Consider the following 21,696-nt stretch of genomic DNA (forward strand, 5'->3'; position numbering starts at 1 on the left):
CTTTGATAGCGCGAACGCCCACTATCGCCCATTGGGCATAAAGAGAATTTGATTGGCCTCAGACGTCGAGGAACTAGGCAAGCACGATGCTGCGATAGCGGCTGGGGGAAGCGCCGATGGCGTCGCGGAAGCGGTGGCTGAAGTGGCTCAGGTCCGCGTAGCCGCAGGCATCGGCGATCTGCTGCAAGGGCTGATCGCTGATCTTGAGCAGCAGGCGCGCACGGTCGACCCGGCGCGCCGCGATCCAGGCCGACGGTGTCATGCCAAACGACAGCTTGAACATCCGCACCAGGTGATACTCCGACATGCACGCCAGCTCCGCCAGCATGCCCAGCGTGATGTTCCGTCCCAGATGCGCCTCGATGTAATCGGCCAGCCGCCGTCGCACCACCGGCGCCAGTCCACCGCGCACGCGCTGCTGATGTTGCGGCACCGATTGCGCCAGCAGCAGCTGGCTCAAGGTCTCATGCGCCACCTCGTTGGCGCGCAGTTGCGCGTCCGGCCCCTCCCACGACATCGACGCCAGCGCGCCGCACATGCGGGCGATGCCTTCATGTTCGAAGTAAGTGCGGTCGCTCAGCGTCAGCTCGCGGGGCTCACGGTCCAGCTCCACCACCGCGCGCCGCGTGAAGTGCTCGGGCAGGAAGTACAGATGCATGAAGTGCATATGCCCGCGCACCGTCCAACTGGACTCGTGCCAGTCCGGCAGCGTGCACAGACGTTTCGGCCCGCCGTAAAGGCCGGGCAGCTCCCAGCGCTCGGTGCGATGACCGCCATTCATATAGCAGGACAATGTGTGGTGGCCCGGCTTGTCGTAACTGGTCTCGGCCCGTTCCGTGTCGCGCCGCCAGATCGCCACCGCCAGCTCATCGCCCAGCCAGGCGAAGCGCTCCAGCGTGGCGTCGGTTTCCGACATGGTCTTGAACACGGAGCCCGACAGCGCGCCTTCCGGCTTGGGAGATTCAAGAACGCTGGCAATGGCGGGACGGATAGACATGATGGGGAAAGTCTAGCACGCGGCCGCCAGCGCTGCCGGCCGCCGCGCCGAAATGCGCAATTTCAGACAAGCCGCCACGCCGCCGGCCCGGCATGCTGGCGGCATGAATACTCTACTCTATGCCCTCACCGTTCTGATCTGGGGCACCACCTGGATCGCCATCTCCTTCCAGCTCGGCGTGGTGCCGGCGCCGGTATCGATCGCCTTCCGCTTCTGGATTGCAGCCGCCGTGCTGATGACCGGCCTGCTGCTCGCGCGCCGGCAATGGCTGCCGCCGCGCGCCGCTTGGCGCTACCTGTTCGCCCAGGGCATCGCGCTGTTTTGCCTGAACTTCCTGTGCTTCTACTACGCCAGCCAATGGATCACCAGCGGGCTGGAAGCCGTGGTGTTCTCCACCGCGCCGCTGTGGAACGCCCTCAACGGCCGGCTGTTCCTTGGCCGCCCGATCAAACCGCAGGTGATGCTGGGCGCTTTGCTTGGCCTGGGCGGCATCCTGCTGCTGTTCGCGCCACAGATGGCCGGCCACTGGCACGACTCGGATACGCTGCTGGGCCTTGCGCTCAGCGTCGGCGGCACGCTGTGCTTCTCGTGCGGGAATCTGCTGTCCAGCCGCATGCAATCGCTCGGCCTGACGCCATGGCTGACCAACACCTGGGCCATGCTGATCGGTTCCACCACGCTGGGCGTGGCGGCGCTGGCACTGGGCATGCCGTTTGCGCTCGATCCATCGCCGCGCTACCTGGGCGCGCTGCTGTACCTGGCGATACCCGGCTCGGTGATCGCGTTTACCGCCTATCTGGTACTGGTCGGCCGCATCGGACCTGACCGCGCGGCGTATTCCACCGTGCTGTTCCCCATCGTTGCACTGAGCGTGTCCACTGTCTACGAAGGCTATCAGTGGACACCGCTCGCGCTGGGCGGCCTGGCGCTGGTCCTGGCCGGGAACCTGCTGGCCTTCCTGCCGGCCTTCGCAGGCAAGCCGATGCCTGCGCCGGCCAAATAACTCAGCTTCCGGATGGGACGGCGTAGCCCTTGGCGGCACAGCCTCCCACCGGATTCGGTACCCACACGCCGTCCGCCGACATGATCAACTGAGGATCGCCGTAAGTCGATGCCGAGGTATTGGTGGCGAAGGTCGAGTTAAAGGTGGATACGTTCTTGGTCAATATCGTATATTGCGCATCGTCGTAGGCGGTGTAATTCAGCAGCAGCCCTTGCGTGGCCACGCTGCTTTGCTGAGGATAGTAGCAGTTGCCGCTGAAGTTGATGGCCTGGTAGCTATTCCAGGGGACATCCAGACGCACCACCGCGTCAACCGCGTTGTAGAAGATATTGTCGGTGATGGCGATATTCGACGTGACCGCGGTATTTTTATACATCAGTACATCGTAGCCGTTCGCGCCGCGTTGCGGATGACTCCAGCCATGGCCCGATCCAACGCAGGTATTGCGGGTAAAGGTAACGTTACTCATGGACGAAGCCTCGGTGCGCGTCCACAATTCAAAACACTGCTCGGAATTGATGACATAGTTATTGCGGAACACGATGCCGTCAACGGTATTCACCGCGTCGCCCTGCGCCGTCAAACCAACGTCATACACCTGCGAGATACGGGTGTTGCGCACTTCCGCGTTCTGCGTCGACAACCAGAACTGCAGGCCATTCCCATAACGCAGCGTCGACGTCAGCAAGCTGCCGCCGATGAAAGAGATATCGAGTCCATCCACCAGCACGCGCTGGGTGTTGTTCGCGAATCCGATGCCGTGCGCGCCGCCGTAGCGTAAATCCAGATCCCGCACCTCCACATCGCTGGCACCACCAACGATGCTCTTGTTAAGCGCGGCCTCCAGCTGCGGGTTGGCATCCGCCGGGTTCAGTACGGAGTACAGGCGCACCTTGCCGCGCGCTGCGTCGTACCAGAAATCGCCAGCCTGTGCCAGGTCCGTGACATTGAGTTTTTTAAACCCGACCTGGGCCTGAGTCTCATCGAAAATCAGATTGCCGACATCGCTGGTGAGCAGTTTGCTGCCGTCACACACGCGCAGCCGGAAGGTATCCACGCGCAGAGTGATGCCCGTCGGCAGTTTGCCCAGGTAGATATTGACCCGCGCGTCGGAAGCGCTGACGGTAGGCTTGAAATAGGCCTCGTAAGTGGCCCAGTTGACGCCGATGGTCGGCGCGACACCAATCACGGCATCACCGTAGGAATCGAAATTGCCGCCGTTTTTCATCAGCTTGATGGCGGGCCAGGCCAGCGTTACCGGCGTGTCGGCCTGCGCATTGAAGGTGAGCTTATAGCACTGCCCTGCGACGATAGGCGCTGCTGGCTTGAATATCATGACATCGCTGTACTGGGTGCTCACATCAGCACTGCGTTCGAATTTCACACTCTGCGTGGCTTCGGAAGAGTGATTTGCAGTATCGGTAGAAATCTTCGCGTACGCCACTTTGGTGACGCTGTCGATGCTAGCCGTCGAATATGCACTGCCGTTGAACACCTCGGAGCCCGACGTGCCGACCTGCGACTCCCATATATGGCTGCCGCTGGCGGTCTCCAGCCAATCGGCGGTGTCTTTCAACGCCACGGAACCTAACAGGCGTGGCTTGTTGCCAGTGCCGTAAGCACCATACACGATCTTGCCACCCGCTTCCGAGCCAGGCTTTAACTGCAGATTTCCACGCCAAACACCGCCACGGTTGAACAGCACCGAATCACCAGGTAGCAACGTGGCGCTATTCACTTTGTCGATGGTTTTCCAGGCCGTGGAAGTCGATGCGCCATTATTGCTATCGTTCCCCGCTACACTGTCAACGTAATAGACTGTAGCCTGAGCAGACGCCGTGACGAAGCTGAGTAATACAAGTACCGCTTTTAGTGGGCTGTGCATGAATCGCCTTATGATGTTAAAAAAGAATGCAGAAATACTATCATCAACTTTCGGGAAACAGATGATCAAGAAACTCTTTTTACTTATTCTTGCAAGTGGCCTTGGTACCGAAGCGATCGCCGCACCCAAGCCGGCCGAGACCATCTACCGCAACGGCTACATCTACACCGTGGATGCGCAGGACAGCGTGCAACAGGCGCTGGCCGTGCGCGGCGGCCGCATCGTCTACGTCGGTGACAACGCCGGCGCGCAAAAGCTGGCCGGCAAAAAGACCGAAGTGATCGACCTGCAGGGCCGCATGCTGATGCCCGGCCTGATCGACGGTCATATGCATCCGCAATCGGGCGGCAGCCGCCTGCTCAACTGCAGCCTGAATTACGAATCGCTGACGGTGGCGCAATTCCAGCAGCGCATTCAGGCCTGCCTGGACCGCGACAAAAAATCGGGACCGGAGCGCTGGATGATCGTGGTGAACTGGTTCCAGCAAGGGATGCTGCCGGACGGCGTGGAAACCACCGCCGCCACGCTGGACGCGTTGAAGACCGACCGCCCCATCATCGTGCGCTCCTCGTTCGGCCACTCCGCGCTGCTGAATTCCAAAGGCATCAAAACCGCGAAGATAGAACGCGATACGCCCGATCCGTCCGGCGGCAAAATCACCCGCGACGACAAGGGCAACGCCACCGGCCTGCTGGAAGACGCGGCACAGGACATGGCCATGAATTTACTGCCGCCGCTGACCGACGCCGAGAACCTGTCCGCCACCAAGGCCGCGCTGGCGGCGATGCGCCAGCAAGGCATCACCAGCTTCCTGGACGCCTACACCGATCCGGAAACCATGACCGCCTACACCACGCTGCAAAAGCAGGGCAAGCTGACCGCGCGCGCCCACTTCGCGGTGCTGATCGATCTGGATAAAGGTGCGACGCCGCAAAGCGCGGTGGCCGAACTGCTCAAGCAGCAGAAGCAATTCGACCAGGGAGCGACTAAAGTGGCGCCATCGATGCAAGTGCGCCACGCCAAGCTGTTCATGGACGGCGTAATCTCCGCACCAGCCTTCACCGGCGCCATGATCGAACCTTACCTGGTCAACAAAGGCACGGCCGACAAGCCGGACTGGCAGCCCGGCCCGAGCAACGGCCCGGCCAGTTACTTCTCAGCCGAAGCCTTGCGCACCACGCTGAAAGAACTGGCGCACGCCCACATCGACCCGCACATCCACGTCGACGGCGACCGCGCCGTGCGCGAATCGCTGGACGCGATCGCAGACCTGCGCGCCACGCCGGAAGGCAAACGGGTACGCCCAGCGCTGGCGCACGATGAAATCGTCGACCCGGCCGACTATCCGCGCTTCGCCCAACTGGATGTGACGCCGGTGCTGTCCTTCCAGTGGGGCAAACCGGCGCCGGACACGCTCGGCGCGCTGAAAGACTACATGGGACCCAGGCGCTACGCGCTGGTCGAACCGCAAGCGCTGCTGCTGAATGCCGGCGCGCGCATCGCCTATGGCAGCGACTGGCCGGTCGACCCGCTGGATGAATGGTTCGCGCTGAAAGTCGGCGTCACCCGCACCGCCGCGCCGGACGCTGGCAAGGACTACGCCGGCCGCCTCACCGAGCAGCCGGGCATGCCACGCGCCGCCGTACTGCGCGCCATCACCCTGAACGCCGCCTACACATTGCGCTCGGAGACCCAGGTCGGCTCACTGGAAGTGGGCAAGCTGGCCGACTTCATTATCCTGGACCGCAACTTCTTCACCATACCGGCCGAAGACATCGCCAACATCAAAGTACTGCAAACCGTAGTGGGGGGCAAAATCGTCTATGAGTCCAAAGGCATGCGGTAAGATAACGGCCTTTGTCTAAAAACAGCACGCCATGCAGCTCCTCATCTCCCTGCTCATCATCGTCGCCACGGCAGCGGTGGTCTACGCCATCATCAAGACCAACCCCAACCAGGCCAAGCCCCTGCCGCAGCCGACCGGCGTGCCCTACGAACCCAAGCTACCCGACAGCGCCCCCGCGCTGCACTGGACCGACGGCGGCCGCTTCATGGTCGAAGTCATGACCGAATCGCGCTACCAACCCACCCTGCATGTCCTACTTCGGGGTCAGACCCCGAAATCGGACATTGAATCGAGTGCGATCGAATGTCCTATTTCGGGGTCTGACCCCGAAGTGGACACGGGCTCGGCTGTGTTTGTGGCGACGCTGATGCCGGATGATCGCAATGCTTATGAGAATGAGGCGGTGGCGGTGTTTATTCAGCGTCAGATGGTGGGTTATCTGTCGCAGAAGGCGTCGATCAAGTTCCGTGAGCTGTTGCGCAAGAAGGAGGCGGCAGGGCAGTTGTCGACTTGTGATGCGCAGATACGCGGTGGGACGATGTGGCAGGGTAAGCGTCTGCAGTATGTGGTGGTGCTGGATGTGGAGCCGCTGGAGAAATGATGATGCGTCTGCTCGCTATGCTGATGGTCGCGGTTCCGGCCTGGGCGGCTGAGCCGCCGCTGGTGATTTACTATAACGATCGGCCGCCGCAGCACTTTACCGAGCATGGCGCGCCGCGCGGGCCGGCCATCGATAAGGTGACGGCCGCGCTCAAGGCCGCCAACATCGATTACGAAATCCGCCCTATGCCGGCCAAGGAGCAGCTGGTGATTCTGCAGGCGAATCATGAACGCGCCTGCATGCTGGCGTGGGTGGCCCTGCCCGGTCGCGATGACAAGGGCAAGTTCTCGGAAGTGATTTACCGGGATGAACCGAAAGGCTCGGAACGCCGCCTGTGGTGTACCAAGGTGGTGCCTGAGCAATGGATGCAGCGCCTGAATCAGGCGCTGCTGAAGTAGTTACTTCTTGGTGAAGACCAGATCCCACACGCCGTGGCCCAGCTTCAGGCCGCGGTTTTCAAACTTGGTCAGCGGACGATAGGCCGGCTGCGGCGCGTAGCCGTCGGCGGTGTTCTGCAAGCCTTCTTCGGCGCTCAGTACTTCCAGCATCTGCACCGCGTAGTCTTCCCAGTCGGTGGCCAGGTGCAGGTAGCCGCCCTGCTCCAGCTTTTGCACCAGCACTTTGACGAACGGCGACTGGATCAATCGACGCTTGTTGTGACGCGCTTTGTGCCATGGGTCGGGGAAGTAGATGTGCACGCCGTGCAGCGAGCCATCCGGGATCATGAAGTTCAGCACTTCCACCGCGTCGTGCTGGATCGCTTTCAGGTTGCTCAGCCCCTGTTCGTCGATCAGCTTGAGCAGACTGCCCACGCCCGGCGTGTGCACTTCGACGCCGATGAAGTCTTTCTCCGGCATCACGCCGGCGATGTGCGCGGTGGTGCCGCCCATGCCGAAGCCGATTTCCAACACCACCGGCGCCTTGCGGCCGAAGGTCTGCTGGTAATCCAGCGGCGCCTTGGTGTATTCGATCAGGAATTTCGGCCCCTGTTCTTCCAGCGCGCGCGCCTGCGCGGTCGACAGGCGGCCGGCACGGGTGACGAAACTGCGGATGCGGTGTTCGCTCGGGTCGTACAGCATGCCCCGCGCTGGGGCGTCTTTAGGCGTATCGGAAGACATGGTCGGAAATCGGCAGAATTTGTTGAGGCGGCATTATATCAGGCTTGGTCTGCCGTTTTTTCAAATCGATTGACACTCACTGACAGTTGAGGTCTAATCATCATCTGAGGCGTGAAATCGTTTTCAAACGTTGCTATGTCCTCCCTTCCGCACCCGTCAATCCTGTAAAACGATAAATACATGACCGATTTCACGCAATTTCCACCCTCGTTCACCTGGGGCGTCGCCACCAGCGCCTTCCAGATTGAAGGCGGCGCCAGCGCCGACGGCAAAGGCCCTTCGATCTGGGACACTTTCTCCCACACTCCCGGCAAGGTCATCGACGGCACCAATGGCGACGTCGCCTGCGACCACTACCACCGCTACCCGGAAGACGTGGCCATCATGGCCGGTCTGGGCGTGGACGCCTACCGCTTCTCGATGGCCTGGTCGCGCGTGCAACCGCAGGGCAAGGGCGCGTGGAACGAGGCCGGCTGGGATTTCTACGACCGCCTGCTGAAGGAACTGGAAAGCAAGAACATCGACGCCCACATCACGCTGTACCACTGGGATCTGCCGCAGGGTCTGCAGGATGAAGGCGGCTGGCTGAACCGCGACACCGCCTACCATTTCGCCGAATACGCGGCGGAAGTGGCGCGCCGCTTCGGCAATCGCGTGAAAACGATTGCAACGCACAACGAGCCGTGGTGCACGGCCAATCTGGGCTACGGTAACGCGCAGTTCGCGCCGGGCGTGGCCGATCTGAAGCAATCGATTCAGGTATCGCACCACCTGGTGCTGTCGCACGGCCTGGCGATGACCGCCATGCGCAAGGTCGGCAGCAGCGCCCAGCTGGGCATCGTGCTGAATCAATGGACCGCCGACCCAGCCACCGACAGCGAGGCCGACAAGGCCGCCGCCGAATTCGAATATTCGCGCTCGGTCGAATGGTTTATGGACCCTATCTTCAAGGGCAAGTATCCGGAGTACGCACTGAAGGTCCATGGCGACAACTCGCCAGTGGTGCAGGACGGCGATCTGGAAATCGCCCACCAGAAGATCGACTTCCTGGGCGTGAACTACTACTTCCGCGCCTTCTGCTCGACCGAAACCCCGCCGCGCCAGCCCGAGTGCAAACTGGGCAAAACCGACATGGGTTGGGAAATCTATCCGGACGGCCTGACCGAGCTGCTGCTGAAGCTGCACGCGGCCTACGAACTGCCGCCGATCTACATCACCGAAAACGGCATGGCCAATCCGGACACCATCGTCAACGGCGAAGTACCGGACGCGGCCCGCATCGATTTCGTGCTGCGCCACCTGAAAGCGCTGAACGATGCCCGCCTGCAGGGCGTCAACATCCAGGGCTATTTCCTGTGGTCGCTGCTGGACAACTTTGAATGGAACTCGGGCTACGCCAAACGTTTCGGCATCGTCCACGTCGACTACGCGACCCAGAAGCGCACGCTGAAGCACAGCGCGCTGTGGTATCGCGACTACCTGATCCAACAACGTCCGCAGACGCAGTTGAACGCTGCGCACGCTGCCTGAGCAACGCAACGTAGTACCGCCGCCGGCCCATAAAGCCGGCGGCTCCCGTTTGAAGCTGGCCGCAGAGCCGGTGATACACTCCACCGAGAACAACGAGGACGACACCATGAGCACCGCGCCATCCGCCATGCCGCAACCACCGCAGCCCGCCGCCAACGATCCGGCGCCGGCATCCGCCCCGCCATCACTGTTGCGCGCCATGTTCGCGCGCGGCACGCCCATGCTGTGGGTGCCGAGCGGTTACTTCGCGATGGCGCTGACCTATATGATGCTGACCAGCGTCACCTCCATCATGTTCAAGAACCTGGGCATGGACAACGGCCAGGCGGCGCAATACGCCAGCTATCTGATTCTGGCCTACACCATCAAGCCGCTGTTCGCGCCCTTTGTTGAAATGTACCGCACCAAGAAGTTCTTCGTGCTGGCGGCGCAGCTGATCGTCGGCGTCGGCTTTGCCGGCGTGGCGCTGGCGATGTCGCTGCCGGATTACATGGTCATCATGGTGTTCCTGTTCGGCCTGCTGTCGCTGGTGGGCGCGACCCAGGACATCGCCTCGGACGGCGTATACGTCACCGCGCTCGACACCAAAACCCAGTCGCTGTTCTGCGGCATCCAGAGCCTGAGCTGGAACATCGGCCCCATCGTCGCCTCGGGCGGCATGGTGTACCTGAGCGGCTGGCTGCACACCCACTACTTCCATCACCAGCCCGGCGTGTTCGGACCGGAGTGGATCGATTCCTGGCGCATCATCTTCTTCATCGTGGCCGCCATCACCATCGTCACCGCGCTGTGGCATATGCGCGTGATGCCGGACGGCGCCAAGGCCGAAAACGCGCCGACCTCGGTGGCCGACGCGGCCTTCATCCTCAAGGACTCCTTCATCACCTTCTTCCAAAAGCGCGATGTGTGGCTGATGGTGGGCTTTGCCTTCGTGTTCCGCCTCAGCATCGGGCTGCTGGAAAAAATCGGTCCCTTCTTCATGGTCGATCCGGTGGCCAAGGGCGGGCTGGGGCTGTCGAATGAAATGCTGGGCCTGATCTACGGCACTTACGGCCTGATCGCCGTGCTGCTGGGTTCGCTGCTGGGCGGCATCTTCGTGGCCCGCCGCGGCTTGCAGAAGACGCTGTTCACGCTGTGCTGCGCGGTCAACATCCCCAATGTGACGTTCCTGCTGATGTCGATCTACCAGCCGGACAACCTGGTGGTGATTTGCGCCGGTGTGGCGGTGGAAAAATTCTTCTTCGGCTTCGGCTCGGTCGGCTTCATGATCTACCTGATGCAGCAGCTGGCACCGGGCAAGTACACCACCACCCACTACGCCTTCGGCACCGGCCTGATGGGCCTGTGCATGATGGTGACCGGCGTGGTCAGCGGCCACCTGCAGCAAGCGTTGGGCTATGTGCACTACTTCTGGCTGGTGATGGCCGCCACCATCCCATCCTTCCTGGTGACCTGGTTCGCACCCTTCCACCACAAGGAATAAGGCTCAGGCTTCGCCTGACAGCGAACGCAGGTCTTCCTCGCGGATGCGGCGCTCCGGCGCCAGCACCCGGGCGATGACCTGCGGGTTCAGGCCCATGTTCTGCAGCAATTCCACCGCGCCCGTGGTACCGACATCGCGCTGCACCTGCAGCGCCTGCCGAACGATGAAATCATAGGAATGCCAGCCAGCCGTGTCCGACGTTTGCGGCCGCAGCTGCTGGCGTCTGTCGTGCTCGGGTATCATGATGTCCTCCTCGTTGTACATCGCAGGCGCATAGAGTAACGCAAGATGGGTTCGCGTGCGCGTACGGTAGCCCTCATTCTTTTGCCGGGTCATATGAGAGCTGGACCTTGTAGCCTTCCGGCGCAATCGAGGTATCAAAAGGATAGCTGCTCCAGTTCTGCTGATCCAGCATGCCCAGCTTGACCAGGATGGTGTGCGGCTGCTCCTTGTTGCGGCCCTCCAGCAAGTTGACGGCGGCGTTGACTGCCACCCGCGCCTGGCTCACGCCCTTGGTGTCGGCCGCCGCGTAGATTTCCTTGTTGCGGATCAGGTGAGCGATTTCGCCGGTCAGGTCATAGGCCACCACGCGGATGTGGTCGCCCAGACCGGACGCCTTCAGCGGCTCCAATGCCGCCGGCGCGCAGCCGGTGCAGCCAATCAGATAATCCAGCCGCTTGCCATGCTTGACCAGGATCGCCTTGGCCAGCTGCGCCTGCAGGCCGCGTTCGCTGTCGCCGTAGCGGATGTCCAGAATATTGACTTCGATCGGCGCCTCCTGCGACGCGATACGCGTGCCATCCACTTCGCCCTTGACCCAGCCAGCGCCCATCGGCCCCGGCAGCAACGCGATGTTGATCGACTTCAGGCCACGTTGCTGGGCGTCGCGGATGGCCCAGCGCGTCGCCTCCATGCCCATCGCGCGCAGCGAGGTGGTGATCTTGAGGTGCAACTCGTCGCTGCGGCTATCGTTAGCCAGTTCCAGCACCGGAATGCCGGCCGCGCGCGCCCGCACGATGGACGGATTGTTGGCCGTCAGGCTGATCGGCGAAATCACGATGGCGTCGTATTTGGCGGCGATGGCTTCATCCATCTTGTGCAACTGGCCCTGCAGATCGTCGTAGCCGCTGGCAGGCAGGATGTCGGCCACCACGCCCAGCCGACGTGCCTCGCTGATGACGCCATACGCCACGCCGCTCCAGTACGGATCTTTCAGATGCGGGAACAGGAAAGCGATGCGCCAGCGCTTGCTGGCGTGGAGCGCCGGTGCGTACTGCCCGTGCACCAGGCGGCCGCTGGCCAGCGCATCGTCGGCGGTGCCGTTCGGCTGCAGCGGGCGGTAGATCGAGGTGACCGGGATCGGCGCAAACCTGGCCGGCTGCTCGGCCAGCGCCGGCATCATCGCCATCGCCAGACTGCATGCCGCCAGCAGTGACAGGGAAATCGTCTTCATCGTTGCACCTTATGTAGATCGCCGCAGGCGCCGGTGCGTGGCGCGCCATCGCCCAGCGGCACCAGCACGCCATTGCGCGCGCCCAGCCGGGCCAGCTCGCCCGAGCGCACCATCGCGTTGAACAAATCATTGTAACGCGCGCGCACTGCGGCAAATTTGGAACTGCGCGGGAAGGCCAGATAGCCATCCAGCTGTGTAATATCGGGGCACAGCACGGTCAGCGTATCGCCCAGGTGCAGGCTCTCGACCAGTTGCGTGGTATTGCGTTCATTGGTGGCCAGCAGATCGACCCGGCCCAGGTTCAGCATCTGCAGACCGTTTTCCAGTTGCGGCACTTCGCTGATATCCAGCTGCGGGCGCGCCTGCTCGAACTGCGGGCCGTAATGCCAGCCGCGCACGGCGCCGATGCGGCGCTGCTTCAGCATCGCCAGCTCGCCCTGCCAGTTGATTTGCGTATCGCGGCGCGCATAGAAAATCATGCGGTCGCGGTAAAACGGATGATCCAGAAAACTGAAGCGCGCCAGCCGCTCCGGCGACTTGTAGGGGCCGACCAGAATATCGGCCTGCGCCGCCTCCACCATCGCCTGCGCGCGCGGCCACGGATACAGTTTGAAGCGCACTGTATCGCCGGCCCGCGCCGCCAGCGCGCGCACCACATCCACGCCCAGCCCCTGCCACTGGCCATCGGCGCCCTGCTCAAAAATATGACTGAAACTGGCACCCACCGCCAACCGCTCCACCGCGCGCACCGGCTGCGACACACCGGCGCCCAGCGCCAGGATCAATGCCAGCAAGAGAGGAGTGGTCACGCGCATAGTGGCTTCATACTAGCATGGGCTAGGGCAATTGCCGACGCAGGAATGCCACGCTGGCCTCCACCGTCGGCTGCAGCCAGGGATCGAACAGCCAGAACGAATGCGGCGTATCGGGCAGCAGCAGCTTGTCGCTGGCCACGCCCAGCTGCGTCATCTGCGCCATCATCTGTTCGCGCCCGGCCGAGAAGCGCGGCTGCGCGCTGCCGATGAACAGTATCGGCGGCATGCCGGCGCGCACGTAGCGGATCGGCGACGCCTCACGCCAGCGCGCCGGCTGATCGGCATAACGGCCGCCGAACCAGGCGCCGGCCGACGACGGATTCTTTTTCGGATCATCCTCATACTTGAGCGCCAGCTCGCTGGTGAAATCGGACAGACCATCGATATTGATGATGGCCTGCACCTCGGCGCCATCCTTGCCGGTGACGCCGGCCAGCGCCGCGATCTGGCCACCGGCCGAACCGCCGGCCAGCACGATGCGCTGCGGATCGATATGCAACTGCCGCGCATGCGCGCGCACCCAGCGCACCGCCTGCTGCACATCCTGCACCGCCGCCGGATACGGTGCTTCACCGGACAGCCGATAGCTGACCGTCACCGCCGCATAACCGCGCTGCGTCAGCCGCAGCGCCATCGGCACGAACTCCGAACGGAAGCCCGCCTTCCAGCCGCCGCCATGCACAAAGACCACCACCGGCAAGCGCTCGCCGGCCGGCAGATACGCATCCAGCTTCAGACAGCGCGCACCGTACTGCGCATACACCTGGTCGGCCAGCTTGGTCACGCCGTCCGGCAGCGCATCGCTGGCGATTTGAATAAAGGGAAATTCGCGCACCAGCTTCTCGTAAGTATGCGGCACATCGTAGGTATTGGATGGATCGGCGGGCGGCTCCACGCAAGGCGGCGTGGCAACCAGGGCGGCGGCAAGGACAGCACTCAGGACAGGCATCTACACCTCAAGGCAAATCACACGGCTATCAGTATCGCATAAAAAAAAGCCCCTCGGCCGGGGAGGCGCGAGGGGCGGTAAAACCACAGACAACACTGGACTACATGAAAAACTCTTTGCTTAGAACGAGCGGCCGACGTTGATGCCGAAGGTGCGTGGCGGCAGGTACTGCGCTTGCCACGGACCGTTGGCGTTCATGGCGCTGGTCTTGATCTTGCCGTCTTCGACGTTGCGGACGAAGGCGTCGAAGTACCACTTGGACTGGGCGTCGTAGCGCAGGCCGATGTCGGTACGGTTATAGGCTTTCTGGCGGTCCGGATCTCCCAGATTGAACACGCTCAGCCAGCTGGCGGTTTCGTAGTGGGTGCTGATGCGCGGGATCAGCGTGCCTTCGGCCAGCTCGAAGCTGTGCTGGTACTGCAGCTGCGCGCTGAACTTCGGCGTGTGCGGCATGGTGTTACCGCTCACGTCCAGGCAGGTGATGCTAGGGTCCAGCGGGCAGACCGGCAGCTTGTAGTCGTTGCTGCCGCCGACCAGGTGCTTCAGCGTGGCATGGGTGTAGGCGGCGGTGAACTGCACGCGGTCAGCCGGCGTGATCTTGGCGGCGATCTCGGTTTCCAGGCCCCAGACGTTCGCGCCTTCGGCATTGTTGGTGGCCAGGCCGCGGGTGCCGTCAGCGTTGGTGATCGGTGCGCTGAACTGGAAGTCCTTGAACTTCTCGTAGTAGGCCGAGTTATTCATACGCACTTTGCCGCCCAGGAAGGTCGACTTGGAGCCGATTTCGTAGTTGGTCAAGGTCTCCGCGCCATATGGACGGCCGCCGTCCTGCAGGCCACCGGACTTGTAGCCGGTCGAGATCGACGCGAACACCATATTGTTTTTGTCGATGTCGTAGCTGACCCGCGCCAAGCCGGTCAGCTTGTGGCCGGTGTATTCGCCATCGTTATGCTGATAGACGGTGAAGCCCGACGATGGCGACAGCGGATCGATCGCTGGGCTCAGCGGCACTTGCGGGCCATCGGCGGCCAGGGTGCTGGCGGTACCGCCGATGTTCTTGCGCTTGTCCGAGGTGTAACGGAAGCCGCCGGTCAGGTGCCAGGCGTCCGCCAGATTCCAGGTTGCCTGGCCGAAGGCCGCGCTCGAATCCACGGTTTCTTTTGGCTGAATGAAGGCGCCCTGCCAGCTGACGGTGCCCTGCTCGGTGCCGTTCATGATCGGGATATCGAAACGAATGCCGTTGTCTTCGTTGGCATAGTACAGACCCAGCAGCCAGTCGACGTCGCGTTTGCCGGTCGACATGATTTCCAGTTCATGGCTGTAGTTCTTGTACTTGGACCATACCGTGTTGTTCGCCTGGTAGCCGGAGCTGGCCGAGCTGGTGGCGGTGGTGTAGCTGGTGGCCGGATTGGCGCCGCCATCCTGGTCGAAGGTCGACGAACCGTTGAAGCGCGAGTAACCGGCGATGTAGGCCAGGGCGATATCGTTGTTGATCTGCCAGTCGACGCGGCTGCGCACCGAGTTGGAATCGCGGTTGACGTTAGGCGCGGTGTCGATCAGCGCCGACCAGAAGTCCTGACCCGCGCGCTGGTTCTGCAGCAGGTTCATGTTCGGGGTGCCGCGATCGATGTAGTGCTCGTACGAGATATTCCACTTCAGGTCGGCCGATGGCTGCCACAGGAAGCTCAGGCGCGCCGCGCTCTGATCCTGGGCGTTGTACTTCTGGCCGTTGCGCACGTACAGATTCGGGTTGAGCGGCTGAAACGCGATCGGGCTGCCCGGATGGGCCGCGTTCCAGGCGGCGATCACCGGCGCGGCGGCGGCCTGCTGCGCGGCCAGCGATGGAATCACCGGCGCCTGATAGTCGACATAGCCGTCGTGCTGTTCATGCACCACCGACACCCGCATTGCCATGGTTGGGCTCAGCGGAATATTGAACGCGCCGCGCGCGCCCAGGCGGGTGTAGTTGCCGTAGCCCAGCTCGAAGTTGCCCGCGTTGCTGCCGATTTCAGGCTTCACGGTCTGCATGTTGACCGCGCCGACGGTGGAGTTACGGCCCCACAGCGTGCCTTGCGGGCCGCGCAGCACCTCGATCGCTTCCAGATCGAACAGCAGCGCGGTGGCGCCTTCCGGACGCGGCGAGTAAATGCCGTCGACGAAGGTGGCCACTTCCGGGTCGGCGTACTCGGTTTTGGCCGAGTCATTGCCGATGCCGCGCATGGTCATGGTGATGACGCCATGGTCGCCCTGGCCGGTGGCCGAGAAGCCCGGCACCAGGTTCACCACGTCCTGGATGGTTTGTACATGATTGTCGTCCAGCGCGGCCGCATTCAGCGCGGTCACCGCCACCGGGGTTTTCTGCAGCGAGGTCGTACGCTTGGTCGCGGTGACATACACTTCGGTGATCTGGCCGCTGTTGGTTGCGGCTGCTGCGGGTGCCGCCTGCTCGGCGACGGTCGCGGCCTGAGCCGCCTGTGCATCGGCCGCTTCCGCGGCATAAGCTACGTTGGTGCCGGCCATCAGGGCGAGAATGGCCAATTGGATCGGGGACAGCAGGCGCTTGCCGGACTGCGGTACGTGGACGTTCATCAAGTCTCCTTTTGCGTAGCGATCGCCGGGGGGATGGGGCGGTGCTACCATTTATCGTGGAAAACGATTTCATGTTAACTGAAAACGTTTTCATTTTCACTGAAATCGTTTTCTTTATTTGTGAAATCGATTTCATGGTACATAATTCAAATCGGAGATGTCAATTTAAAAATTGTTGCAGCGTTGTTTCAGGGCGATTTGCGCTCGGGCAACGGTGCGGCGCACAGGAGACCCAAAGGCTATGAAAACGTTACCAAAGCATGGCGTGAAGCAAGTGTTGATCGTTGGCGGCGGCACCGCCGGTTGGCTGACCGCCTGCTTTTTAGCCAAACAACTGGGCACCGGCGCCGATGGCGCGGTGCGCGTCACACTGGTGGAATCGAAGGACATCGGCATCATCGGCGTCGGCGAAGGCACTTTCCCGTCGATTCGCGGCACGCTGGCCACCATCGGCATCGACGAGGCGCGCTTCATCCGCGAATGCAATGGCACTTTCAAGCAGGGCATCCGCTTCAACCACTGGGTACGCGAACCGGGAGCGGCCGGTGCCGACCATTACTTCCATCCCTTCAGCCTGCCCAGCCAGCGCCCCGGCGGACCGGAACTGCTGCCCTACTGGCTGCAGGGTGCGGCCGGCCCCGGCGTGGCCTTTGCGGCCGCCACCACCATGCAGAAGCGCGTGGCCGACGCCTCGCACGCGCCCAAGCGCGCTGCGGACAGCGACTTCATGGGACCACTGAACTACGCCTATCACTTCGACGCCGGCAAGTTCGCCGCCCTGCTCTGCACCCACGCCAAATCGCTGGGCGTGCAGCATGTGCAGGCCACGGTGGAGCGGGTGGCGCTGGACGAGGAAGGCGCGATCGGCGCGGTGCACACGGTGGAAGCCGGCGTGCTGACGGCCGACCTGTACATCGACTGCACCGGCTTCCGCGCGGCGTTGATCGGCGAGGCGCTGGGTACGCGCTTCCGCAACATCAACGACGTGCTGTTCGTCGACCGCGCGCTGGCGATGCAGGTACCGTATGAGCGCGCCGACGCGCCGATTCCCTCCTACACCATCGCCACCGCGCATGAAGCGGGATGGACCTGGGATATCGGCCTGCATCAGCGGCGCGGCATCGGCTATGTGTATTCGAGCCGCCATACCGACGACACGCGCGCGGAAGAAGTCCTGCGCGGTTACATCGGCAAGTCGGCCGATGGACTGACGCCGCGCCAGCTCAAGCTCAATGTCGGCTATCGCGAGCAGCACTGGGTGAAGAACTGCGTGGCGGTAGGTTTGTCGGGCGGCTTCCTGGAGCCGCTGGAATCGTCCGGTATCGGCCTGATTGAAACGGCGGCTTATCTGGTCAGCTATCTGTTCCCGCACGATGGCGATTTCGAACCGGTGGCACGGGTTTATAACGAGATGATGAAGGCGCGTTACGAGCGCATCGTCGATTTCGTCAAGCTGCACTACTGTCTCACGCAGCGCAAGGATCATCAGTTCTGGATCGATAACGCGGATATGGCGAGCGTGCCGGAGACGCTGCAGGACAAGCTGGCGATGTGGCGCAAGCGCGCGCCGCACCGCATGGACTTCGTGGTCGATTACGAGATGTATCCGCCATCGAGCTGGCAGTATGTGCTGTACGGGATGGAGTATCCGACCGATTTGTACGGCAACAGCAAAACGCTGCCGCGCATGGAGGAAGCGCGCAAGGAGTTCGCCATGATCGCACAGATGTCGCAGCGCGCGCTGGCCGACCTGCCCGACCACCGCGCCATGGTGGAGCTGCTGGTGCAGCGTGCCGGCGGCAAGCTGGCCTAGGCTTTGCGAACGCCGCCCAACCTTGCGCTGGCGGCGATCAGCAGCATGAAACCGCCCAGCGCACCGAAGGCCAGGCTCAGGCTCGATGCATGCGCGACAAAACCGATCAGCGCCGGCCCGGCCAGAATGCCCAGATAACCCAGCGACGTCACCGCCGCAATCGCCAGGCTGGCCGGCATGACGGCCTGGTTGCCGGCCGCCGTGAACAATATCGGCACCACGTTCGACGCCCCCAGCCCGATCAGCACAAAGCCCACCAGCGCCAGCGGCACCGTCGGCGCCAGCACCGACAGGAAGAATCCAGCCGCGCCACACAAGCCACCCAATAGCAGCACGCGCTTGCCACCCAAGCCGCGCACCACGCGATCGCCGGTCAGGCGCCCCAGCGTCATCGCAATCGCAAACGCCGCGTAACCAAGACCGCCACGGCTGGCATCCAGGCCCTGATCGACGGTCAGCAGCAGCGCGCTCCAATCCAGCACCGCGCCCTCGGCCAGGAAGCACAGAAAGCACAAGGCGCCGATCAAGATCACCGCGCCATGCGGCACCACGAATAGCGGCGCATCGCGCTCCGCCGCATCCGGCTCGCGCAGCAGATGCGGCGCCGCCACGATCAGCGACAACGCCACCAGCGCCGCCACCACCGTGGCCGAGACGGTAGGCGACACGCCCAACCACAGCATCAGCGCCATCAAGCCGGCGCCAATAAAACCACCAACGCTGAACAGGCCATGGAAGCCGGACATCAGCGAACCGCCACTCTCACGCTCAACGATCACCGCCTGCACATTCATGCCCACATCCAGCGTGCCGATCGACGCGCCGACCGCAAACAGCGTGGCGCCCAACAGCAGCGGCGTCGGCGCGAACGCCAGTCCCGGCACGAACAGACAGGTCAGCGCGCCGGAGATCAGCACCACCAGCCGGCAGCCGAAACGCGCGGTCCACATGCCGGTCAGCGGCATCGCCACCATCGAACCACCGCCAAGGCACAGCAGCACTAGGCCCAGTTCCGCCTCGCTCATCGCCAGCCGCTGCTTGGCAAACGGCACCAGCGGCGCCCAGGTCGCCATCGCCAGGCCGGAAGCGAGAAACGCCAGGCGGGTGGATAAGCGCTGGAGTGGACCGACCTTGTTCATGCGTTTGCCTCATGTGGAAGAGGCGCACAGTATAGACGGATATGTTGGAGCACGAACATACCGCCGGCACGCGGCAGCGCATGATGCCTACACCAACAATAAGGAGTCATCATGCAAACACAACCTCTCAATGCCGGCATCGCCGTCGCCACCGCGCCCGACGGCGATGGCTACGCTTCCGGCGTCTCCTGGGGCGCGATCCTGGCCGGCGCCGCCGCTGCCGCCGCGCTGTCCTTCATCCTGCTGATACTGGGTCTGGGCCTGGGCTTGTCGGCGGTGTCGCCGTATCAGTACAACGCCACGCCACTCGGACCGGCCAGTGTCGGCTGGATCGCCTTCACCCAGCTGGCGGCGGCCGGCATCGGCGGCTATATGGCGGGACGGCTGCGCGTGAAATGGGCGCGCGTCCATGGTGATGAAGTCTACTTCCGCGACACCGCGCACGGCCTGCTGGCCTGGGCGGTGGCGACGCTGGTGACGGTAGCGATACTGGCCGGCGGCGCACGCGCCGCGCTGAGTGGCGCCATCGACACCGGTGCCGCCGTGGCCAACGCCGTCGCCCCGGCCGCAGCCGCCGCTGGCGCCAGCGCCAGCACCGCGACCGGCCCGCGCGGTAATAGCTACTTCGCGGACCTGATCCTGCGCGCCCCCGATGGCGACGCCGCCACCGATGCGCAGCGCTCGGAAGTCAACCGCATCCTGCTGACCGATCTGGCGGCCGGCAAGATCAGCGGCGAAGACCGCACCTACCTCGCCCAGCTGATCGCCAAACGCACCGGCATCAGCCAGGCCGACGCCGAACAGCGCGTGGACCAGATCTACACCCAGGCCACGCAGGCCGCCAGCGAAGCCAAGGCCAAGGCACAAGCGGCCGCCGAACAGGCACGCCAGGCGGCGGCCCATTCGGCACTGTGGATGTTCGCCGCCCTGCTGCTGGGCGCCTTCGTGGCCGCCGTCACCGCCATCGTGGGTGGCCGCAACCGCGACCATGCACGCGTCACCATCTAACACAAGGAGAACAACATGCGTTCCATCTTACTGTGGCTGCTCGGCGTACCGATCCCGATCATCATCCTGATCGCGCTGATACGTTAAAGCTGATTCACCTCGATCACAGCCTTCGCAAACGCCTCCGGCGCTTCCTGCGGCAGGTTGTGACCGACGCCGCCGCTGATCAGCTCATGCTTGTACTTGCCGGTGAAGCGTTTGGCGTAGGCGGCGGGTTCCGGATGCGGCGCGCCGTTGGCGTCGCCCTCCATCGTGATGGTCGGCACGCTGATCGACGGGAACTGCGCCAGCTTGTCTTCCAGCCCCGCGTATTTCGCCTCGCTCTGCTCCAGGCCCAGGCGCCAGCGGTAGTTGGAGATCGTGACCGCAGCATGGTCCGGATTATCCAGCGACACCGCGCTGCGCGCATAAGTCGCATCATCGAAGCGCCATTCCGGCGACGCCAGCTTCCAGATCAATTTGGCGAAGTCCTTGTGGTTCTTTTCGTAGCCCGCCGCGCCACGCTCGGTGGCGAAGTAGAACTGGTACCACCACTGCAGTTCAGCGGCCGGCGGCAACGGTTGCTTGCCCGCCTCCTGGCTGCCGATCAGATAACCGCTGACCGACACCAGACCTTTCACCCGCTGCGGCCACAGCGCGGCCACGATATCGGCGGTGCGTGCGCCCCAGTCGTAACCGGCCAGCGTGGCTTTATCGATCTTCAGCGCGTCCATCAGCGCCACCACGTCCGCCGCCAGCGCGGCCGGCTCGCCGTTGCGGCGTGCCTGCGGATCGCGGAAGGTGGTGCTGCCGTAACCGCGCAGATGCGGCACGATCACACGGTAGCCTTGCGCGGTCAGCTTCGGCACCACGTCGACGAAGCTGTTGATGTCATACGGCCAGCCGTGCAGCAGAATCACCACCGGACCGTTGACCGGGCCTTCATCCACATAGCCGACATTCAGGTCGCCGGCATCGATTTGCTTGATGGTCTTGAAAGTGGGCGGGATCGCGGTCTGTGCGTGGGCGCTGGCGCCGAACAAAGCGGCGAAAGCGAAAGCGGTGGCGGCGACGACTTGACGTTGAACGGTTTTCATTATGCATCCTCCAGGATAACGGTAGAAAGGCTGGCGCCGTCATTGACGCCGGCTTCGAAAGAGTAAGGGTCGACGCCATCGAGGCAGCCGATATTCACGCGCCACTGCAGTGGATCCTTGCGCGTTTGATGGAAGGGATAAATCCCGCAATGCTTGCAGAAGTAATGCTTGGCGGTGCGGGTGTTGAACTGGTACAGAGTGAGCGCATCCTCGCCCTTGGTGATCGTCAGCTGGGCGGCCGGGAACAGCGGCGACATCAGCGCGCCCTTGCGGCGGCACAGACTGCAGTTGCAACGCGCGGCCGGCGCCAGCACGGTGCGCACTTCAAACTGAACGGCGCCGCAGTGGCAGGAACCGTGGTGCAGATCGTGGGACATGATGCGCTCTCCTCTCT

The 21,696-nt window shown here is 63.1% G+C and carries 19 protein-coding genes; 8 read left to right on the forward strand and 11 right to left on the reverse strand.

Features of this window, described 5'->3' with window-relative positions:
• Nucleotides 1-73: 73 nt before the first annotated feature.
• On the reverse strand, nucleotides 74-997 hold the full coding sequence (locus GJ699_RS25335; RefSeq protein ID WP_154381602.1) for a helix-turn-helix domain-containing protein: 924 nt from the start codon (nucleotides 995-997) through the stop codon (nucleotides 74-76).
• A gap of 103 nt (nucleotides 998-1,100) precedes the next feature.
• Here GJ699_RS25335 and GJ699_RS25340 point away from each other — a divergent pair, with 103 nt between their 5' ends.
• Nucleotides 1,101-2,000, forward strand: coding sequence for a DMT family transporter (locus GJ699_RS25340; RefSeq protein WP_154381604.1), 900 nt, complete (start codon nucleotides 1,101-1,103; stop codon nucleotides 1,998-2,000).
• Nucleotide 2,001: 1 nt separating this feature from the next.
• On the opposite strand, the gene GJ699_RS25345 is transcribed toward GJ699_RS25340, so the two are convergent.
• Nucleotides 2,002-3,885, reverse strand: a complete 1,884-nt coding sequence (locus tag GJ699_RS25345; protein WP_154381607.1) for a hypothetical protein — start codon at nucleotides 3,883-3,885, stop codon at nucleotides 2,002-2,004.
• Between the two features lie 61 nt (nucleotides 3,886-3,946).
• Here GJ699_RS25345 and GJ699_RS25350 point away from each other — a divergent pair, with 61 nt between their 5' ends.
• From GJ699_RS25350 to GJ699_RS25360, 3 genes are read left to right on the forward strand one after another with little or no spacing between them, the layout of a single operon-like run.
• Nucleotides 3,947-5,731, forward strand: a complete 1,785-nt coding sequence (locus tag GJ699_RS25350) for an amidohydrolase (protein ID WP_154381609.1) — start codon at nucleotides 3,947-3,949, stop codon at nucleotides 5,729-5,731.
• A gap of 31 nt (nucleotides 5,732-5,762) precedes the next feature.
• A complete protein-coding gene (locus tag GJ699_RS25355; protein ID WP_154381611.1) occupies nucleotides 5,763-6,332 on the forward strand; it encodes a hypothetical protein in 570 nt (189 codons plus the stop codon).
• Nucleotides 6,329-6,730, forward strand: a complete 402-nt coding sequence (locus tag GJ699_RS25360) for a hypothetical protein (RefSeq protein WP_154381613.1) — start codon at nucleotides 6,329-6,331, stop codon at nucleotides 6,728-6,730. Before GJ699_RS25355 ends, GJ699_RS25360 begins: the two co-directional genes overlap by 4 nt.
• On the opposite strand, the gene trmB is transcribed toward GJ699_RS25360, so the two are convergent.
• Nucleotides 6,731-7,411, reverse strand: a complete 681-nt coding sequence (gene trmB / locus GJ699_RS25365; protein ID WP_154381845.1) for a tRNA (guanosine(46)-N7)-methyltransferase TrmB — start codon at nucleotides 7,409-7,411, stop codon at nucleotides 6,731-6,733. It lies immediately after the preceding gene.
• Nucleotides 7,412-7,630: 219 nt separating this feature from the next.
• Here trmB and GJ699_RS25370 point away from each other — a divergent pair, with 219 nt between their 5' ends.
• Together GJ699_RS25370 and GJ699_RS25375 are read left to right on the forward strand one after the other, a co-directional pair.
• Complete coding sequence (locus tag GJ699_RS25370) at nucleotides 7,631-8,980, forward strand: GH1 family beta-glucosidase (protein ID WP_154381615.1); 1,350 nt, start codon at nucleotides 7,631-7,633, stop codon at nucleotides 8,978-8,980.
• Between the two features lie 49 nt (nucleotides 8,981-9,029).
• Nucleotides 9,030-10,463, forward strand: a complete 1,434-nt coding sequence (locus tag GJ699_RS25375; protein ID WP_229262294.1) for an MFS transporter — start codon at nucleotides 9,030-9,032, stop codon at nucleotides 10,461-10,463.
• Between the two features lie 3 nt (nucleotides 10,464-10,466).
• Here GJ699_RS25375 and GJ699_RS25380 read toward each other — a convergent pair whose 3' ends face one another.
• The 5 genes from GJ699_RS25380 to GJ699_RS25400 form a co-directional block, all read right to left on the reverse strand.
• Nucleotides 10,467-10,706 carry a hypothetical protein gene (locus tag GJ699_RS25380; protein ID WP_154381617.1) on the reverse strand — a complete coding sequence of 80 codons (240 nt, stop codon included), beginning with the start codon at nucleotides 10,704-10,706 and terminating at the stop codon, nucleotides 10,467-10,469.
• A gap of 73 nt (nucleotides 10,707-10,779) precedes the next feature.
• Nucleotides 10,780-11,916, reverse strand: a complete 1,137-nt coding sequence (gene torT / locus GJ699_RS25385) for a TMAO reductase system periplasmic protein TorT (RefSeq protein WP_229262295.1) — start codon at nucleotides 11,914-11,916, stop codon at nucleotides 10,780-10,782.
• A complete protein-coding gene (locus GJ699_RS25390; RefSeq protein ID WP_195763646.1) occupies nucleotides 11,913-12,725 on the reverse strand; it encodes a substrate-binding periplasmic protein in 813 nt (270 codons plus the stop codon). Before GJ699_RS25390 ends, torT begins: the two co-directional genes overlap by 4 nt.
• Before the next feature lie 28 nt (nucleotides 12,726-12,753).
• Nucleotides 12,754-13,680 (reverse strand): alpha/beta hydrolase, encoded by a 927-nt coding sequence (locus tag GJ699_RS25395; RefSeq protein WP_154381621.1) that lies wholly within the window; start codon nucleotides 13,678-13,680, stop codon nucleotides 12,754-12,756.
• Nucleotides 13,681-13,800: 120 nt separating this feature from the next.
• Nucleotides 13,801-16,266, reverse strand: a complete 2,466-nt coding sequence (locus GJ699_RS25400) for a TonB-dependent receptor (RefSeq protein WP_154381623.1) — start codon at nucleotides 16,264-16,266, stop codon at nucleotides 13,801-13,803.
• Between the two features lie 241 nt (nucleotides 16,267-16,507).
• Between GJ699_RS25400 and GJ699_RS25405 the strand changes: the two genes are divergently transcribed.
• Entirely contained in the window at nucleotides 16,508-18,079 is a 1,572-nt protein-coding gene (locus tag GJ699_RS25405; protein WP_154381626.1) for a tryptophan halogenase family protein, read from the forward strand.
• Here GJ699_RS25405 and GJ699_RS25410 read toward each other — a convergent pair.
• Nucleotides 18,076-19,218 carry an MFS transporter gene (locus GJ699_RS25410; RefSeq protein WP_154381628.1) on the reverse strand — a complete coding sequence of 381 codons (1,143 nt, stop codon included), beginning with the start codon at nucleotides 19,216-19,218 and terminating at the stop codon, nucleotides 18,076-18,078. The two genes, GJ699_RS25405 and GJ699_RS25410, sit on opposite strands and share 4 nt — an antisense overlap.
• 111 nt (nucleotides 19,219-19,329) lie before the next feature.
• Between GJ699_RS25410 and GJ699_RS25415 the strand changes: the two genes are divergently transcribed.
• Nucleotides 19,330-20,226, forward strand: a complete 897-nt coding sequence (locus GJ699_RS25415) for a hypothetical protein (protein WP_154381630.1) — start codon at nucleotides 19,330-19,332, stop codon at nucleotides 20,224-20,226.
• Between the two features lie 83 nt (nucleotides 20,227-20,309).
• On the opposite strand, the gene GJ699_RS25420 is transcribed toward GJ699_RS25415, so the two are convergent.
• Nucleotides 20,310-21,302: an alpha/beta fold hydrolase gene (locus GJ699_RS25420; protein WP_154381632.1), complete on the reverse strand. Its 993-nt coding sequence runs from the start codon at nucleotides 21,300-21,302 to the stop codon at nucleotides 20,310-20,312.
• Nucleotides 21,302-21,679 carry a GFA family protein gene (locus GJ699_RS25425; protein ID WP_154381634.1) on the reverse strand — a complete coding sequence of 126 codons (378 nt, stop codon included), beginning with the start codon at nucleotides 21,677-21,679 and terminating at the stop codon, nucleotides 21,302-21,304. Before GJ699_RS25425 ends, GJ699_RS25420 begins: the two co-directional genes overlap by 1 nt.
• Nucleotides 21,680-21,696: the final 17 nt, after the last annotated feature.

The sequence above is a fragment of the Duganella guangzhouensis genome, from assembly GCF_009674535.1.
Classification (GTDB): domain Bacteria; phylum Pseudomonadota; class Gammaproteobacteria; order Burkholderiales; family Burkholderiaceae_D; genus Rugamonas; species Rugamonas guangzhouensis.